At 68.5% G+C, this 15748-nt stretch carries 15 protein-coding genes; 6 read left to right on the forward strand and 9 right to left on the reverse strand.

Annotation, left to right across the window (positions count from 1 at the left end; all coding sequences use genetic code 11):
* The first annotated feature begins 140 nt into the window (after positions 1–140).
* The 3 genes from NFU08_RS12040 to NFU08_RS12050 are packed head-to-tail and all read left to right on the forward strand — an operon-like array spanning position 141 to position 4860.
* Positions 141–1163, forward strand: a complete 1023-nt coding sequence (locus NFU08_RS12040) for a 3-oxoacyl-ACP synthase III (protein WP_251423553.1) — start codon at positions 141–143, stop codon at positions 1161–1163.
* Positions 1157–3892 carry an alpha/beta fold hydrolase gene (locus NFU08_RS12045; RefSeq protein ID WP_174178175.1) on the forward strand — a complete coding sequence of 912 codons (2736 nt, stop codon included), beginning with the start codon at positions 1157–1159 and terminating at the stop codon, positions 3890–3892. Before NFU08_RS12040 ends, NFU08_RS12045 begins: the two co-directional genes overlap by 7 nt.
* Positions 3889–4860 carry an NAD(P)-dependent oxidoreductase gene (locus tag NFU08_RS12050; protein ID WP_251423556.1) on the forward strand — a complete coding sequence of 324 codons (972 nt, stop codon included), beginning with the start codon at positions 3889–3891 and terminating at the stop codon, positions 4858–4860. Before NFU08_RS12045 ends, NFU08_RS12050 begins: the two co-directional genes overlap by 4 nt.
* Positions 4861–4894: 34 nt before the next feature.
* On the opposite strand, the gene mutM is transcribed toward NFU08_RS12050, so the two are convergent.
* The 5 genes from mutM to coaD form a co-directional block, all read right to left on the reverse strand.
* The gene (gene mutM, locus NFU08_RS12055; protein ID WP_251423559.1) at positions 4895–5866 is read right to left on the reverse strand and encodes a bifunctional DNA-formamidopyrimidine glycosylase/DNA-(apurinic or apyrimidinic site) lyase; all 972 of its coding nucleotides are present in this window, start codon (positions 5864–5866) and stop codon (positions 4895–4897) included.
* A gap of 4 nt (positions 5867–5870) precedes the next feature.
* Positions 5871–6599 carry a ribonuclease III gene (gene rnc / locus NFU08_RS12060; RefSeq protein WP_174178244.1) on the reverse strand — a complete coding sequence of 243 codons (729 nt, stop codon included), beginning with the start codon at positions 6597–6599 and terminating at the stop codon, positions 5871–5873.
* 21 nt (positions 6600–6620) lie between these two features.
* The gene (gene rpmF, locus NFU08_RS12065) at positions 6621–6824 is read right to left on the reverse strand and encodes a 50S ribosomal protein L32 (RefSeq protein ID WP_009356569.1); all 204 of its coding nucleotides are present in this window, start codon (positions 6822–6824) and stop codon (positions 6621–6623) included.
* Between the two features lie 36 nt (positions 6825–6860).
* Complete coding sequence (locus tag NFU08_RS12070) at positions 6861–7385, reverse strand: DUF177 domain-containing protein (RefSeq protein WP_082874416.1); 525 nt, start codon at positions 7383–7385, stop codon at positions 6861–6863.
* A gap of 123 nt (positions 7386–7508) precedes the next feature.
* A complete protein-coding gene (gene coaD / locus NFU08_RS12075; protein WP_251423562.1) occupies positions 7509–8009 on the reverse strand; it encodes a pantetheine-phosphate adenylyltransferase in 501 nt (166 codons plus the stop codon).
* Between the two features lie 43 nt (positions 8010–8052).
* Between coaD and NFU08_RS12080 the strand changes: the two genes are divergently transcribed.
* Together NFU08_RS12080 and NFU08_RS12085 are read left to right on the forward strand one after the other, a co-directional pair.
* On the forward strand, positions 8053–9282 hold the full coding sequence (locus NFU08_RS12080) for an aminotransferase class I/II-fold pyridoxal phosphate-dependent enzyme (RefSeq protein ID WP_251423565.1): 1230 nt from the start codon (positions 8053–8055) through the stop codon (positions 9280–9282).
* Positions 9282–10067 (forward strand): spermidine synthase, encoded by a 786-nt coding sequence (locus NFU08_RS12085; RefSeq protein ID WP_251423568.1) that lies wholly within the window; start codon positions 9282–9284, stop codon positions 10065–10067. The genes NFU08_RS12080 and NFU08_RS12085 overlap by 1 nt, the downstream gene beginning before the upstream one ends.
* 28 nt (positions 10068–10095) lie before the next feature.
* On the opposite strand, the gene rsmD is transcribed toward NFU08_RS12085, so the two are convergent.
* From rsmD to thiL, 4 genes are read right to left on the reverse strand one after another with little or no spacing between them, the layout of a single operon-like run.
* Positions 10096–10719, reverse strand: coding sequence for a 16S rRNA (guanine(966)-N(2))-methyltransferase RsmD (gene rsmD / locus NFU08_RS12090; RefSeq protein ID WP_251423571.1), 624 nt, complete (start codon positions 10717–10719; stop codon positions 10096–10098).
* 45 nt (positions 10720–10764) lie between these two features.
* A complete protein-coding gene (locus NFU08_RS12095; RefSeq protein ID WP_251423574.1) occupies positions 10765–13032 on the reverse strand; it encodes an ATP-dependent DNA helicase RecG in 2268 nt (755 codons plus the stop codon).
* A complete protein-coding gene (locus tag NFU08_RS12100; RefSeq protein WP_251423577.1) occupies positions 13022–14008 on the reverse strand; it encodes a DAK2 domain-containing protein in 987 nt (328 codons plus the stop codon). The genes NFU08_RS12095 and NFU08_RS12100 overlap by 11 nt, the downstream gene beginning before the upstream one ends.
* 22 nt (positions 14009–14030) lie before the next feature.
* The gene (thiL, locus tag NFU08_RS12105; protein WP_251423657.1) at positions 14031–14981 is read right to left on the reverse strand and encodes a thiamine-phosphate kinase; all 951 of its coding nucleotides are present in this window, start codon (positions 14979–14981) and stop codon (positions 14031–14033) included.
* A gap of 256 nt (positions 14982–15237) precedes the next feature.
* Between thiL and NFU08_RS12110 the strand changes: the two genes are divergently transcribed.
* Positions 15238–15741 (forward strand): DUF3515 domain-containing protein, encoded by a 504-nt coding sequence (locus NFU08_RS12110; protein WP_174178159.1) that lies wholly within the window; start codon positions 15238–15240, stop codon positions 15739–15741.
* The last annotated feature ends 7 nt before the right edge of the window (positions 15742–15748 follow it).

The raw sequence follows: 15748 nt of genomic DNA on the forward strand, positions 1-15748 counted from the left end.
AGCCCGGCCGGGCCGGGCCGGATGCCCTGTCCTGCATGTGCAGGAATGGACAGGCACCGGGCATGATTAGTCCTTGGGCTTTGTGCTTGAGGGGGCGGTTACCCGCCACAGCACGGGACGGACACGAACAGAGGCTTGATTTGATAGGGAATGCAACATTCCGGCACCGCAACACCGCTCTGCTCTCGGTGATCGGCGTCCAGGCTCCGCGGATTGTCAGTTCAACGGAATTCGACCACCGGCTGGCATCCACCCTGCGCCGGCTGAAATTTCCCCCAAGGCTGCTCGAGCGGGTAGCCGGTGTCACGCACCGCAGGTGGTGGGCACCCGGTACCTCCTTCGACGACGCCGCCATCGAGGCAGGCGCAAAGGCCCTGGCGGACTCCGGCATCGAAGCGTCCGAGGTGGGACTGCTGATCAACACCTCCGTCACGCGGCGGAACCTCGAACCGTCCGTCGCGGTCAAGATCCACCACGGACTGGGCCTGCCGTCCTCCGCCATGAACTTCGACGTCGCCAACGCCTGCCTGGGGTTCGTCAACGGCATGACCCTGGCCGCGAACATGATCGACTCCGGCCAGATCAAGTACGCGGTGATCGTCAACGGCGAGGATGCACAGGCCACGCAGGAGGCCACCCTGGCCCGGCTGCAGAGGCCCGAAACAACCCGCGAGGACTTCAACCGCGAGTTCGCCACGCTCACCCTGGGCTCAGGGGCCGCTGCGGCCGTCCTGGGACCGGCGGACGAACACCCGGGGGCGCACCGGATCCTCGGCGGCGTGATGCGGGCCGGGACGGAGCACCACGAACTGTGCGTCGGCGGCATCGACGGCATGGCCACCGACACCAAGGGCCTTCTCGACGGCGGCCTGCAGCTGGTGCTCGACGCCTGGCACGAGGCCCAGCCCGAGTGGGATTGGGGCTCGATGGACCGTTATGTCACGCACCAGGTGAGTACGGCGTACACCCAGGCCATCGTTGACGCCATCGACCTGGACCCGGACAAGGTGCCCATCACGTTCCCGCACTGGGGCAACGTGGGGCCGGCGTCGCTCCCCATGACGCTGGCCGCCGAGTCCCAGAACCTCAATGAGGGGGACCGCGTGCTGTGCATGGGCGTCGGTTCCGGCCTCAACACCGCCATGGTGGAAATCGTTTGGTAACCGCCGACTGGCCCGGCGTCGACCCGGAATGGTCACGCGGAATCGATGTGCCGTCCACCTCAGCCGCAGATGAACCCGGAACGGTGCGCCGCTGGCACCTCCTGGACAACGGAGCGCAGCTGTCCCGCCGCGGCCTGGCTCCTGCCGGCACCCTGCTCTGCGTGCACGGCAACCCGACGTGGTCCTACCTGTGGCGGACGCTGCTGGCCGCCGGATCGCGCCCGGAGCAGCCCTGGCGCGTGGTGGCCGTGGACCAGCTGGACATGGGCTTCTCCGAGCGGACCGGGACATTCCGCCGGCTGGCGGACAGGATCAACGATCTTGGCGACCTCACCGCCGCCCTGGAGCTGGACGGCCCCGTGGTCACCGTCGGCCACGACTGGGGCGGGGTGATCAGCCTCGGCTGGGCCCTGGCCCATCCGCAGCAGCTCGCCGGGGTGGTGCTGACCAACACCGCGGTCCACCAGCCTGCCGGCTCACCCATCCCGCCGGCGCTGCGCCTTGCCCTGCACCCCGCCGTGCACAAATGGGGCACAACGACGTCGGACGCTTTCCTGCGGATCACCCATGCCCTGGCACGCCCGCAGCTTGCCCCCGGGGTCCGGCGCGCGTTCATGGCCCCGTACGCGGGCGCCGGCCGCCGCGGGGGCGTGGGGAACTTCGTGGCGGACATCCCCGCGGACCCATCCCATCCCAGCTTTGCCGCGCTCAGGCGCGTCGCCGAAGGAGTGCGCGGGCTGAAGGTTCCAGCGCTCCTGCTCTGGGGCCCGCGGGATCCGATCTTTTCCGACCGGTACCTCAAGGACCTGATCGGCCGGCTGCCGGACGCGAAAGTACACCGCTTCGAAGGAGCCGGCCACCTGGTCGCGGAGGACCGGGATATCGCCGGTCCCGTCTTCGAGTGGCTCGCCGGGTACGGCGTGGACAGTGCGGCGGGCGGCGGGGGGACTGTGTTTGCGGCGGCAGCCCAGCCTGCCGCGCCTTCCCAGGCTGTGTCTTCCCATGCGGCGCCTGAGCCTGCCGTGCGTTCCCTCACGGCAGATTCCGGCACCGGCTTTACGCCTTTGTGGGAACCGCTGGCGGAGCTCGCGGCAGGACCGGCCGGCGGGGACACCGCCGTCGCTGAAATGGCCTCGGACGGGAGCGTCTCCCGTTCGCTCAGCTGGCTGGAGCTTGAACAGCAGATCGCCGCCGTGGCCAAGGGACTCCGGCAGGCCGGGGTACGGACGGGCAGCCGTGTGAGCCTGATGGTTCCACCCGGCGTGGACCTGACCGTGGTCCTCTACGCCTGCCTGCGGCTCGGCGCCGTGGTGGTGGTGGCGGACGCCGGACTCGGCACCCGGGGCCTGAGCCGCGCCGTCAAGGGCGCCGCCCCGGATTTCCTTATCGGCATCGACAAGGCCCTCGCCGCAGCCTCAGTACTCGGCTGGCCCGGGCGGCGGATCAGCGTGCGGGACCTGCCCTCCGCCCGCCGCCGGCTCCTCGCCGTCGAGACCTCCCTCGCCGCCCTGGCCCGCCAGGGCAAGCTCATGACACCCGTCCTGCAGGACCCGGACCCGGATGCGCCCGCCGCGGTGCTCTTCACCTCAGGCTCCACCGGACCCGCCAAGGGTGTGGTGTACACGCAGCGGCGGCTGGCGGCGATGCGGGACACCGTGGCCGCGACGCTGGGGATCCGTCCCGGCGCACGCCTGGTGGCCGGGTTCGCGCCCTTCGCCCTGCTGGGACCGGCCCTGGGGGCGGTCTCCGTGACGCCCGCCATGGACGTCACCGCACCGCGCACCCTCACAGCCCGCGCACTGGCGGACGCCGCCGCGGCCATCGACGCCACCGTGGTCTTCGCCTCCCCCGCGGCACTGCGCAACGTCCTCGCCACCCGGAACAACCTGGGCCAGGCCAGCCGGCAGGCCCTGGGACGCGTGGACCTGCTCCTCTCGGCCGGCGCCCCCGTGGCCGAAACGCTCCTCGCGGAGACGCAGCGGCTGCTGCCCCACGCCTCGCTGCATACCCCCTATGGAATGACCGAGGCACTGCCGGTTACCGACATCAGCTATGAACAGATCCGTGCCGCCGCGGCAGACGCTGCCGCCGGACATACGGCAGGGGCCGGCAACGGCGTGTGCGTGGGACGGCCCGTGCACGGCGCCCGCGTAGCGGTCATCCCGCTCGCTGCGGACGGCACCGCCCCCGGCGACACACCCGTCACGGAACCGGGAACCACCGGCGAGATCCTGGTGAGCGCACCGCATGTGAAGGAAACCTACGACAGGCTCTGGCTGACCCAGCGTGAGAGCATCCGCACGGCCGGCTGGCACCGCACCGGCGACGTCGGACACTTCGACGGTGCCGGCCGGCTCTGGGTGGAAGGACGCCTGGCCCATGTCGTCACCGCGCCGGACGCCGTGGTGACTCCGGTGGGCGCAGAACAGGCTATCGAACGGCTGGACGGCGTCGGGCTGGCGGCCGTCGTCGGCGTCGGCCCTTCCGGGACGCAAGCTGTGGTGGCCGTCGTCGAGACGATGCCGCAGGCCCGCCGGGCGGGCCCCGCCGCGCAGCAGCTCGCAGCGCGGGTCCGGGAAGCGGCCCGGACGCAAGGCGTCAGCGTCTCCGCCGTCCTGGTTGTGCCCTCCCAGCCCACCGACATCCGCCATAACGCCAAGATCGACCGGACGCGCCTGTCCCGGTGGGCCGCCGCGGTGCTGTCCGGCGGACGGGCGGGCAGGCCATGAGGGTCCTGGTCACCGGGGCGAGCGGCCTGCTGGGCGGCGGGGTGGCGCGGCTGCTGGTCCACCAGGGCCACGACGTCAGCACCTTCCAGCGGCGCCCGGCCCTCGTCGACGGCGCCACGGACCATCCCGGCTCCCTCACGGACGACGATGCCGTCCGCCGCGCCGTTACCGGTGCGGACGGCGTTATCCACCTGGCCGCCAAGGTCTCCTTCACGGGGAAAGCCGCGGACTTCGACGCCGTGAATGTGGACGGCACGCGCCGCCTGCTCCGCGCAGCCCGCAGGGCGGGGGTCAGGGACCTGGTCTTCGTTTCCTCGCCGTCCGTGGCCAACTCGGGGTCCGCGATAGCGGGGTTGGGCGCCGAGCCCGCGGACCCCGCCCGCGCGCACGGCGACTATTCGCGCACCAAAGCCGAAGCCGAACTGCTGGCGCTGGCTGCGGACTCCCCGGATTTCCGGGTCGCAGCGGTGCGGCCGCACATCGTGTGGGGCCCTGGTGACACACAACTGGTGGAACGGGTCCTGGACCGCGCCCGCCGCCGCCGGCTGCCGCTCCTCGACGACGGGGCTGCCCTGATCGACACAACCTACGTGGACAATGCGGCTTCGGCCATCGTCGCGGCGCTGCACCGCATGGAGCACATCCACGGCCGGGCGCTCGTGGTCAGCAATGGTGAACCACGGCCGGTGGGCGAGCTGCTGGCGGGCATCTGTGCAGCAGGTGGCGTCCCGGCTCCGTCCTGGTCCGTTCCGGGCGGCCTGGCGCGGGCGGCAGGGTCCCTGATCGAAGGCCTGTGGACCCGGGCCGGGCGGGCCGGGGAACCACCGATGACCAGGTTCCTCGCCGAGCAGCTCTCCACCGCCCACTGGTTCGACCAGCGCGAAACCCGCCGGCTCCTGGACTGGGCACCGGCAGTATCCCTTGACGAGGGCCTGGCGAGGCTGGCCGCGCACTACCGCGCCCGGTAGGCCGCTGGTCTATTACGCTTCCGCGAGCGTTCCGCTACCAGCGCCCGTTCCGCGGCCGGGGCTGGCAGGCCGGGCAGGTGTAGGACGAACGGTTCATGAACTGTTCGCGCTTCATGACGCTGGACACGCCGGCCGCGGCGCAGCGCTTGCACTCCAGGCCTTCGCGGCCGTAGGCATTTAGGGACCGGTCGAAGTACCCGGAGGCGCCGTTGACGTTGACGTAGAGGGAGTCAAAGCTGGTCCCGCCGGCGGCCAGGGCGTCCAGCATGACCTGCCGGGCTTCCGCGATGACGCGTTCCGTCTCGGCCCGCCGCAGCGTGTCCGTGGGCCTGGCGTAGTGCAGCCGGGCGCGCCAGAGGGCTTCATCGGCGTAAATGTTGCCGATGCCGGACACCAGGCCCTGGTCCAGCAGTGCCCGCTTCAACCCCGTTTTGCGTTTCCGGAGACGCCGGTAGAAAAGGTCAAACGAAAAGGCCGGGTCCAGGGGATCCCGTGCGATGTGGGCCGCTTCCCCTGCGATCAGCGGAAGGGGCGATTCAGCGAGTCCGCCGGGGCCGCCGTCGTCTGTTGGAACCAGGCCGGTGACAAACAGGCCCCCGAAGATCCGTTGGTCCACGAACCGCAGCTGGTCGGGCATGCCGTCGCGGGGGCTGAGCCGGAGGCGGACTTTGAGGTGCTTTTCGTCCGGCACGTCCCTGCCCTGCATCAGGAGCTGGCCGCTCATGCCCAGGTGCGCCATGAGCGCCACCTGCGGCAGGCCGGCACTGTCCCGGGTTCCGGCCGGTGCGCCGGCGCCGGTGTCCAGAAGCGGCATCCAGAGGAACTTGCCTCGCCGCACAACGTCCCCGACGGTGGCGCCCTGCAGGTTCCCGATAAAGTCTTCGGTGCCCAGCGCGTGGCGGCGGATCGAGCGTGGATCAACCACCTCCACCGCCTCGATGGTCCGTCCCCGGACCCAGCTGACCAGGCCGCGCCGGACCACCTCGACTTCGGGAAGTTCGGGCACGGCGCTAGGTTGCGGGGGTGGAGCCGGCGGACGCGGCTGCCCCCGGAGGGTTGCCGGCTCCGGAGAGTACCCGCCAGGCGTCTGCGGCAGCTTCCTGCTCCGCTTCCTTCTTGGAATGGCCGGAGCCCTTACCGTAGGCGGTGCCGCCGACGTGCAGGACTGCAGTAAAGGTCCGCGCGTGGTCCGGCCCGGAGCCATCCACGGCGTAGTGGATGGTGCCCAGCTGGCGGCTGGCGGCCAGTTCCTGGATGCTGGTCTTCCAATCCGTCCCGGCGCCCAGGGCTGCGGCGTCCTTGAGCAGCGGACCGATCAGGCGCATCACCAGCTGGCGGGCTGTCTCGATGTCGTTGGAGACGTAGGTGGCACCGATCAGTGCCTCCATGGTGTCTGCAAGGATTGACGCCTTGTTCTTGCCCTGCGTGAGCTTTTCGCCCTGCCCAAGGTAGATGTACTCCCCGATGCCCAGGCTGCGGCCGATACCGGCCAGCGCGCGGGTACTGACGACGGCGGAACGCCGTTTGGCCAGGTCGCCCTCGGGAAGATCCGGGTTGTCCCTGTACAGGGCATCCGTGACGGAAAAACCCAGGATGGAGTCGCCCAAAAATTCCAGGCGCTCGTTCGTGGGAATGCCGCCGTTTTCGTAGGCGTAGGAACGGTGGGTGAGCGCAAGACGAAGCGTCCCGGCGTCAATAGAGACACCGAGACGCTTCAGAAGCTCTTCAGTTGAAGACATCATGTCAGCCTGAGTGGCCGATTAGACGTCTGCGACCTTGCGTCCCTTGTACTCAAGGAACAGCGCAGTGCCGGCCGAGTCGGTGACGACCTTTGCCTGGTGCGGCAGGCTGTAGGTGACCTGGCCGTTCTCGACGGTCTTCACCAGGTGGGGGGCGGTCGCCTTCCACTGGGAGCGGCGGGCGCGGGTATTCGAGCGAGACATTTTCCGCTTGGGAACAGCCACGGCTAACTCATTTCTCTCTAGACAAACACGTACACATCAATTTTGCCGGTCAGGCTTAGCCATATCAGCTAGGGCAGCCCAGCGAGGATCCAGGACCTCGTGGTGGTGCCCCGGCTCGTCTTCCAGGCGAACTCCACATTCGGAGCAAAGGCCCTGGCAGTCTTCCCGGCACACCGGCTGGAACGGCAGCGCGGTCACTACTGCGTCCCGCAACACCGGTTCAAGATCGATTACATCGTGCTCGACTCGACGTTGCTCTTCATTATCTTCTTCGTCCGAAAGCTCCACGCCTTCATAGAAGAAAAGTTCCTGCACATTGACCTCAAGGTCATACGCAAGGGGATCCAGGCATCGGCCGCACTCACCTGTTACTTCAGTGAGCACGGTACCTGATACCAGAATTCCTTCGTGTACGGCCTCAAGCCTCAGGTCCAGCTCAACATCCGAGCCTTCCTGAACACCAATGAGCGCCACACCAAGGTCACCTGGTGCGGGTACATGTTCCTTCAGTGTCCGCATGCTTCCCGGGCTGCGCCCGAGGTCCTTGACATCGAACGCCAAGGGCGAACCAGCATCTCTTTTAATGAGAACTCCTGTTGAACATATGACCGACGTACCATCTTAGCCTGAAGAGCCACGGGGACTCAAACCGGCCGGCGCACAGTGCCGAAGTACCGGACAAGCCTACCCTTTCGGGTGCTGGTTGTGCGGAGGCTCGCCCGCGAGCATCCGCCGCTGCACTGACCGGGGCACATAGTCGGAGACGTTGCCGCCAAGGCCTGCCACCTCCTTGATCAGGGTGGAGGACAGGTGAAGATAGTGCGCCTCAGCCGGCAGGAAGACTGTTTCCACGCCGCTGAGCTGCCGGTTCATGGTGGCCATGGGCAGCTCGTAGTCGAAGTCCGACGATGACCTCAGGCCTTTGACGATGGCTGAGACGCCCCGCTGCCGGCAGTACTCGGCCAGCAGCCCTCCCCCTACGGGTTCCACCACGATGCCTTTGAGCGAGGCGAGGGTTTCCCGCGCCATCTCCAGGCGCTCGGTCAGGGTGAACCTGTACTTCTTGGCCTGGTTGGTGGACACGGCCACAATGACTTCATCGAACAGGCCGGCCGCCCGTGCAATAACCTCGAGATGGCCGTTGTGGATGGGGTCGAAAGATCCGGGGCAGACAGCGCGTCTCATGCTCCGAACCTACCCCATGGGAAGGCCGGGATACCATGACTGGATGCATGCACCACGGGAAGTTTCCGCGCCCACGGCTCCCGCTCCCTGGCAGCGCACAGCCCTCGGAGCGAACCTCCTCTCCCCCGGCGGAGGGCTGGGCGTCACCATCTTCGAGGAGATGACCACCCTGGCTGTCCAGACAGGCGCCATCAACCTCGGCCAGGGATTTCCGGACGAGGACGGACCACTGGAAATCAGGGAAGCCGCCCGGGCCGCCATCGCAGCCGGCGCGAACCAGTATGCACCGGGCAAAGGCATCCCGGAACTGCGTGAGGCAGTGGCGGCACACCAGCAGCGCTTCTATGGCCTTGCGCCCGACCCCGCCACCGAGGTGGTCATCACCACCGGCGCCACCGAGGCCATTGCCGCCGCGCTCCTGGCGTTCGCCGGGCCTGGCGACGAGGTTCTGACCCTGGAACCCTTCTACGATTCCTACGGCGCCGTGATCGGCCTGTCCGGCGCAACGCACAAGACCGCCCCGCTGCTGGCCCCGGACTTCATGCCGGACATGGCAGCACTCGAAGCCGCGTTCAGCCCGCGGACAAAGATTGTCCTCCTGAACAACCCCCACAACCCGACCGGCGCAGTCTTCCCGCGGGAGGTGCTGCAGCGGATCGTCGAGCTGGCACGCACGCACAACAGCATCATCGTCACGGATGAGGTCTATGAACACCTCACGTTCGGCGTCAGCCACGTGCCGGTTGCATCCCTGCCCGGAGCCGCGGACCGCACCATCACGATCTCCTCCGCAGGCAAGACGTTCTCCCTGACCGGGTGGAAGATCGGCTGGCTCACGGGCCCGGAGGAGCTGGTGGCCGCCGTGCGGACCGTCAAGCAGTTCCTCACCTACAGTTCGGGCACCCCGTTCCAGTCGGCCATCGCCCTGGGCCTGGGCCTGCCGGACTCCTTCTACGAGGGCATCGCGGCATCCCTGCAGCAGAAGCGGGACATCCTGAGCGAAGGGCTCCGCGCCGCAGGCTTCGACGTCTTTTCCCCGCAGGGCACATACTTCGTCAATGTTGACACTGCTCCCCTGGGCATCACCGACTCGGTGGACCTTGCCCGGAGGCTTCCGGCCCTGGTGGGAGTCGCCGCGATCCCGGTCCCCGTGTTTTGCCACGAGGAGGGGGCACAGCGGACCCGAAGCCTGCTCCGGTTCGCCTTCTGCAAGAAGGACGGCGTCCTGCACGAGGCCGCCGCACGCCTGGCTTCCCTCAGCGGCAGGCTCTGATGCCAGCCGGGCGTGACACCCGGGCGCGGTTCCTGCGGACCACCGGGCAGCACGCGTCCATTGAACCGGATGCCTTCACCGAGGGCAGCTACGTCCTGAGCATCGGCGGCGCGGAACAGTCCCACGTCAACCTTCTCCGGCCGGAGGAGATCTTCTACGAGTACCTCCGCCGGATCGGCCACCTGGTGGACCTTGCAGCACCTGCCGGGGAGCCTGTCCGCGCGCTGCACCTGGGGGCCGGGGCACTGACCCTGGCGCGGTATATCCAGGCAACCCGGCCGGGATCGGCGCAGTATGCCGTGGAGCTGGAGCGTGAGCTGCTTGACTTCGTCCTGCGCCAGCTCCCCCTGCCCGAGGGCACGGACCTGCACACTGTCACCGGCGATGCCCGGGATTCACTGGCCCGGGAGGACCCGGAACTCCGGTTCGACGTCGTCATCCTGGACATCTTCTCCGGGCCGGAGGCACCGGCGCACCTGGCATGCAGCGCGTTCTACCGGGAAATTAGGGACCGGCTCAGCCCCGGCGGTGTGCTGATCGTCAATGTGGGTGACGAACCGGGGCTCACCCTGGTCCGAAGCCAGGTGGCGGCCATGCGGGAGGCCATGGCGGATGTGGCTGCCTTCGCAGAAGCGGGCATGTTCGAGGGCCGCCATCCCGGAAACGTGATCCTTGCGGGCACGCAGACCCCGTGGCCCCGGGACTGGACGGCCGAACTGACCGCCCGGGGGCCGCACCCGGCGAAAGTCCTGGCCGGACTGGATCTGGACCCCTTTGCGGTCTGACCGCTGAGCATCTCGGGCGCCGGCCCGGCTAGCGTTCCGCGTCTTCCGCCGCTTCCGGAACGTCGCCCTCGTCGATGGCGTCCGGCACGTTGGGCTCCGCGTACCACAGCCTGGTCTCGCCGTATTTCTTCTCCGCGAACCGGGCCAGGGCGTCAGGCCACTGTGGCTCCGGGGAACGGGACGACCGCTCCACCACCACCACGGCGGCAGCCGACAGGTGCGGTGCGAGCTTCTGGAGCGCGGCATTCAAGGCCACCTCCTCAAGCGGGTACGGCGGGTCCATGAAGACAAGGTCCCACTCAGCAGTCTCCGGGGCACGGTCCAGGAAGGGTTCGACCTTCGAGCGGTGCACGGTGACGGCCTTGCGCCCCAGCACGCCGTTGACGAGGTCGGCATTGCGCTGGCACACTGCACTCGCCTTCCCGTCCGACTCCACCAGGTCGACTGTCTGCGCTCCCCTGCTGCCGCTCTCAACCCCCAGGGAGCCGGAGCCGGCATAAAGGTCCAGGACCCTGGCACCGGCAATGACGTTGAAGGCATCAAGCCGGGAGAAAAGCGCCTCCTTGACCCGGTCCGTGGTGGGCCTGGTCAGGGAACCGGGAACGGCTGTGAGGGGGGAGCCGCCGGCGGCCCCCGCAATGATCCGGCTCACCGGGCACTCCTGTCTGCGAAGCCAGGCAATCCGGCGCGCACCATGCTATCCGCGTTCAAGGAACGCCTCCTTTTCCGGATTGAGGTACTTCTCTATGGCTTCGGCAAGCTCGGGACGGGCCGCCAGTGCGGGGTCCCCGCCCACGATCTGCTGGGCATCTTCCCGTGCCCGGGCAATAACATCCCCGTGTTCCAGGACCCGCAGCAGCTTCAGGGTGGAGCGTCCGCCTGACTGCGAGGCACCAAGAATGTCGCCCTCGCGACGCATCTTGAGGTCCTCCTCGGACAGCGCAAACCCGTCGGTGGTTGCGGCCACTGCCTCCAGCCTGCGCCGGCTGGGGTGGCCCGGTTCAAGGGAGGTCACCAGCAGGCAGGTCCCCGGGAGCCCGCCCCGGCCCACCCGGCCGCGGAGCTGGTGCAGCTGGGAGATCCCGAACCTGTCGGCATCAAGGATGACCATCAGGGTTGCATTGTGGACGTCCACGCCCACCTCGATCACGGTGGTGGACACCAGCAGCTTGATGCGGTTCGCCGCAAAATCGTCCATCACCCCAAACTTCAGGTCCGGCTCCTGGCGGCCATGGAGGGGTGCCAGCGGCACCCCGGACAAGGACGGCTCCTCCAGCAAATGCTCGACGACGGCTGTCACCGAGGCGAGCTCCCGCCCGCCTTCGCCTTCCGTGTCCCCCGCCGGAGGTGCCGCTTCACCGGGACTGAAGTCGCCGTCGTCGTCCGTTCCGATCCTGGGGCAGACGACGTATACCTGGTGGCCCGCGTCAATCTCTTCCCGCGCCCTTGCCCAAATGCGGCCTGCCCACGCCGGGTTCTCGGCCAGCCCCACCAGGTGCGTGGAAATGGGGGCCCTGCCGGCCGGCAGTTCGTTCAGGACGGACGTTTCGAGGTCGCCGAAAACGGTCATGGCGACCGTACGCGGAATGGGCGTGGCCGTCATGACGAGCAGGTGCGGGGGCTTCCTGGCCTTGGCCCGGAGCGCGTCACGCTGCTCCACGCCGAACCTGTGCTGCTCATCCACCACGATCAGGCCGAGGTCGTAGAAGGAAACGTTGTCGCTGAGGAGGGCGTGGGTACCGATGACGATCCCAGCGGTTCCGGACGCGGCATCGAGCATGGCCTGGCGCCGTGCCGCCGTAGGCATGGACCCGGTGAGCAGCGAGACCTGGACGGAGGCGCCGTCCATGCCGCCCAGCAGGCCGTCGCCGGACAGGGGCCCCAGCGTGCGGCGGATCGAATCGAAATGCTGTGCGGCGAGGACTTCCGTGGGTGCCAGCAGGGCCGCCTGGCCCCCGGCATCCACCACCTGCAGCATTGCCCGGAGCGCCACCACGGTCTTGCCGGAGCCCACTTCGCCCTGCAGGAGCCGGTTCATGGGGGTGTCCCGGGCCAGCTCGTCCCCGAGGGTCTCCCCGACGGCGGCCTGCCCGGCAGTGAGGGTGAAGGGAAGATCGGCGTCGAAGCGGGCCAGGAGACCGTCCGGTACGGGCCTGCGCGCGGTGGCTTCCTCCGCGGCAAGCTGGGCGCGGCGGCGGGCCAGCGCGGACTGCAGCACCAGCGCTTCCTGGTAGCGGAAACGGCGGCGCGCCTGCTGCCAGTCACCGGCTGACTCCGGCTCGTGGATCAGCCGGTACGCCGTGGCAATGGGGAGGAATTCCTCCCGTGCCGCGATGTCGGAGGGGATGGGGTCGGGCAGGGAGTCGAGGTCAGCGGTTTCGAGCAGCGTGGAGACGGCCTTTTGGATTTTCCAGCTGGGCAGCTTGGACGTGGCCGGGTACACGGGGATGGGCATGGCGGCCATCTTTTCCGGATCGCGGCCGTTGCCACTGAACATGTCCTCGTCCAGGAGCTGGTAGTCCGGGTTGGTGAGGCCGAGTGAACCCTTGAAGCTGGTGACCTTGCCGGAAAAGAGGGCCAGCCGGCCCTGGAGCAGCTCCGCCTGGGCCTTGTAGCCGTTGAAGAAGCTGATTTTTAGGGTCCCTGGCGCTTTGCCGCGGTACTCCGTGCCGCCTACCAGCCGAAGTCCCTGTTTTCCGTCGTCGTCCGAAACCACGACGTCGGTGATGGTGCCGCGCCGCGCCTGCATACGGCGGGTGCTGCTGGACAGGACCCGTGCGATCAGGGTGACTTCCTCGTCCCGCGGGATCTCGCTGATGGGGGTCAGCTCCCCGCGGTTCATGTAGCGGCGCGGGTAATAGTTGAGCAGCCCCTCCACCGTGGTGATGCCCAGGTGCTTTTCAATGACTGCGGCGGAACGCTTGCCAAGCCGGCGTTCCAGCGCCAGGTCCAGTTCAGCGCTCATGCCCGCTGGAGTTCACTGCATCCGCTGCCGGATCGCGCGGCAGGGCAAGTTCGCTGATGCTGATGTTGGCGGGCTCGCCGAGGGACCGGATGATGTCGACGGCGGGCTCCCCCTCTGGCACGTGGACGTGGACGCGCCACCGGTAGTTGCCCTCGGAATCAGGCCCGCTGCCCACCTGGCTCATGATGACCGATTCGCCGATTTCGTCCAGCCGCTGCCGGAGGGTGGCTGCGTTGAGCGGGGAAAGGCTGATGGTGCACATGACTTCCACGCCGTCGTCGTCCGGCATGGCGGTGTGGATGTGCGGATCCGACACGTCATAGCCGTGCAGTCCGTCGAGGAGCTCGCTTTGGAGCTCCTCGCCAAGGATCGCCGAGCGCAGGCAATCGAGGATCAGCAGCATTCCCACCCCGCCTGCGTCCACCACGTGCGCGGAAGTCAGGGCTGCCAGTTGGTCCTCGGTGTGGATCACGGCTGCGAGGGCGGCTTCGACGGCAGCGTCCAGGGCGAGACCCAGGGCGTGGTTGCTGTCGTCGCCGTTTTGCCCTGCGTCCACGGCGGCGGCAGCCCGGGCCGCCGCTTCCATGACGGAGAGCATGGTGCCGGGCACGGGGTCGCTCAGGGCTGACCAGGCGCGGATCTGGGCGCGGTTTAGCGCTGCTGCGAGGAGCGTGGATGTAAGGCGGGTGTGCCCCGCAAGCGGCTCGGCGGCGGCAGTCAGGAACACCGAAAGAAGCGTTCCCGAGTTTCCCCGTGCTTCTTCCATTGCGGCCTGCCCGGCGGTGGCCAGGACGGCGCCCACGTCCATCTGTGCAGGCTGGTCCCCGCCGGCGGACACGGCCCGGGAGGCCGCCCGGACGGTGACGTAGAGGTTTGTCCCGGTGTCGCCATCGGCCACCGGGAAAATATTGATGGCATTCAGGCGGTCGCTGTGGTTGCCAAGTGCCGTCTCCGCCTTGCCCAACCACCTCTTCATCGCTTGCGCGTTGGCGGCAACCTTAGTGTGCAAAGTGATCCCATCCCCCGGTGTCCGCGGACCGGCCCGCTATCGTGACGCCCGGGCGCTCGTTGATTCCCAGTGCTTGTATTGAGCCTATCGCAGTGAATCCGGCGGGCAGCAGGGTGCCGGAGGGGAATGTGGCCAGCAGCCCGTGGTCTTCGCCGCCGCCGAGCACCCAGTCTCCGGCATCAGTGTGCAGGTGTTCTGCTGCGTGCCGGAGGGCGTCCTTGAGCCTCTCCAGCGGGCCCGGATGGAGGTCGACGGCGACACCGCTGGCTGACGCGAGCCGCAAGCCGTCCCGCAGCATGCCGTCCGAGATGTCCAGCATCGCTGTTGCGCCGGCAGCCCTCGCGGCGGGTCCCGCGGCCAGGGGTGGCCGCGGCCTGCACTGAAGGTCGGCCAGCCCGCGGAGTTCGGCGCTGAGGGTTTCCAGCGGAATGGCGGACTCGAGCAGGGCAAGTCCTGCGGCGGCGTGGCCGGCGGTGCCTGCGAGGGCCAGGGTGTTTCCGGGTTTGGCCCCGGACCGGAGGACTGCCGGGCCGCCGTCAAGGGTGCCCAGCACCGCAACCGTCACGGAAATTTCCCGGCCGCGCCCCAGGTCGCCTCCGGCCACCGAGCAAGTGGCCGCGCCGAGGTTCCTGATCCCGGAGGTGAGTCCGTCCGCCAGGTCCTCAACCCAGCCCACAGGGGTGTCAGGAGGAAGCGTGAGGCTCACCACCAGCGAGGTTGCGCTGGCCCCCATGGCATTGATGTCGCTGAGGTTCTGCGCCGCTGCTTTCCAGCCGACGTCGAACCCGGTGGTTTTGTAGCCGCTTGGCCACTGGAGCCGGAAGTCCTGGTCCTGGACCTGTGTGTCGATGCTGATGACGGTCCTGCCGTCCGGGGCAGCGATCACGGCGGCATCGTCCCCCGGCCCCAGGAGGGTGGCGGTGCAGTGCGTGCCTTCCATGGCCAGCCGAGGAAAGATCCGGGCCAGCAGCTCGCCCTCGGAGAGGGCAGAAACAGGGAGGGCGGAGACAGGCGGGGCGGAGACCGTCAGCTGGGGCCGGTCTCCAGCGGGCTGGCCGCTGCCGGATTGCGGACGGGGCTGCGGGCGGGAGGACAGGGGTTTTTCAGGCACCCCACTACGCTATCGCGGGGTCCTGACATTGGGGGCAGGCGGTCCGGCGTCGGGGCTGCCCCGCTGGCGGCGATAGGCTGGGGGGATGCACCGTCCCCAGCTTTCCCTGCCCGCCCGCGCTGCCAGGCTGGCACTGATTGGGAGCCTTGCGGCCATATCATTGACGTCCTGTTCGCCTCCCGTGGATGTTCCAGCCGCCCAGGACGCAGCCAACCCCGCCTGCGCTCCCATGATGGTGGCGTTGCCGGACGCGATTGGCGAGTACCCGCTCCGGAAGACCAACAGCCAGGCGACGGCCGCCTGGGGTGATCCTTCCCTGGTGATCCTCCGCTGCGGCGTCAACGTCCCGGGCCCCACGACAGACCGTTGCGTGACCGTTAACGGCATCGACTGGGTCATCAAGGAGGGCAACCCCGTCTGGACCCTGACGACCTATGGCCGCGAACCGGCAACCGAGATCCTGATGGACCCCGACAAAATCAGCTCCGCAACAGTCCTGGCAGACCTTGCAGCGGCCGCCGGCAAGGTACCGGCGGCCAGGAACTGCGTGGGCCAGGAGGACCTGCAGAACCTGCCGCCCAGCCAGTAAGGGAGCA

The organism is Pseudarthrobacter sp. NCCP-2145, assembly GCF_023708005.1.
GTDB lineage: Bacteria > Actinomycetota > Actinomycetes > Actinomycetales > Micrococcaceae > Arthrobacter > Arthrobacter oxydans.

Bases quoted from the DNA above. Each gene is read 5' to 3' on its own strand.
- NFU08_RS12050 (WP_251423556.1), top strand. From the start codon at position 3,889: ATGAGGGTCCTGGTCACCGGGGCGAGCGGCCTGCTGGGCGGCGGGGTG.
- rnc (WP_174178244.1), bottom strand. From the start codon at position 6,599: ATGTCTTCAACTGAAGAGCTTCTGAAGCGTCTCGGTGTCTCTATTGAC.
- coaD (WP_251423562.1), bottom strand. From the start codon at position 8,009: ATGAGACGCGCTGTCTGCCCCGGATCTTTCGACCCCATCCACAACGGC.
- NFU08_RS12080 (WP_251423565.1), top strand. From the start codon at position 8,053: ATGCATGCACCACGGGAAGTTTCCGCGCCCACGGCTCCCGCTCCCTGG.
- NFU08_RS12085 (WP_251423568.1), top strand. From the start codon at position 9,282: ATGCCAGCCGGGCGTGACACCCGGGCGCGGTTCCTGCGGACCACCGGG.
- NFU08_RS12095 (WP_251423574.1), bottom strand. From the start codon at position 13,032: ATGAGCGCTGAACTGGACCTGGCGCTGGAACGCCGGCTTGGCAAGCGT.
- NFU08_RS12100 (WP_251423577.1), bottom strand. From the start codon at position 14,008: ATGAAGAGGTGGTTGGGCAAGGCGGAGACGGCACTTGGCAACCACAGC.
- thiL (WP_251423657.1), bottom strand. From the start codon at position 14,981: ATGGAAGGCACGCACTGCACCGCCACCCTCCTGGGGCCGGGGGACGAT.
- NFU08_RS12110 (WP_174178159.1), top strand. From the start codon at position 15,238: ATGCACCGTCCCCAGCTTTCCCTGCCCGCCCGCGCTGCCAGGCTGGCA.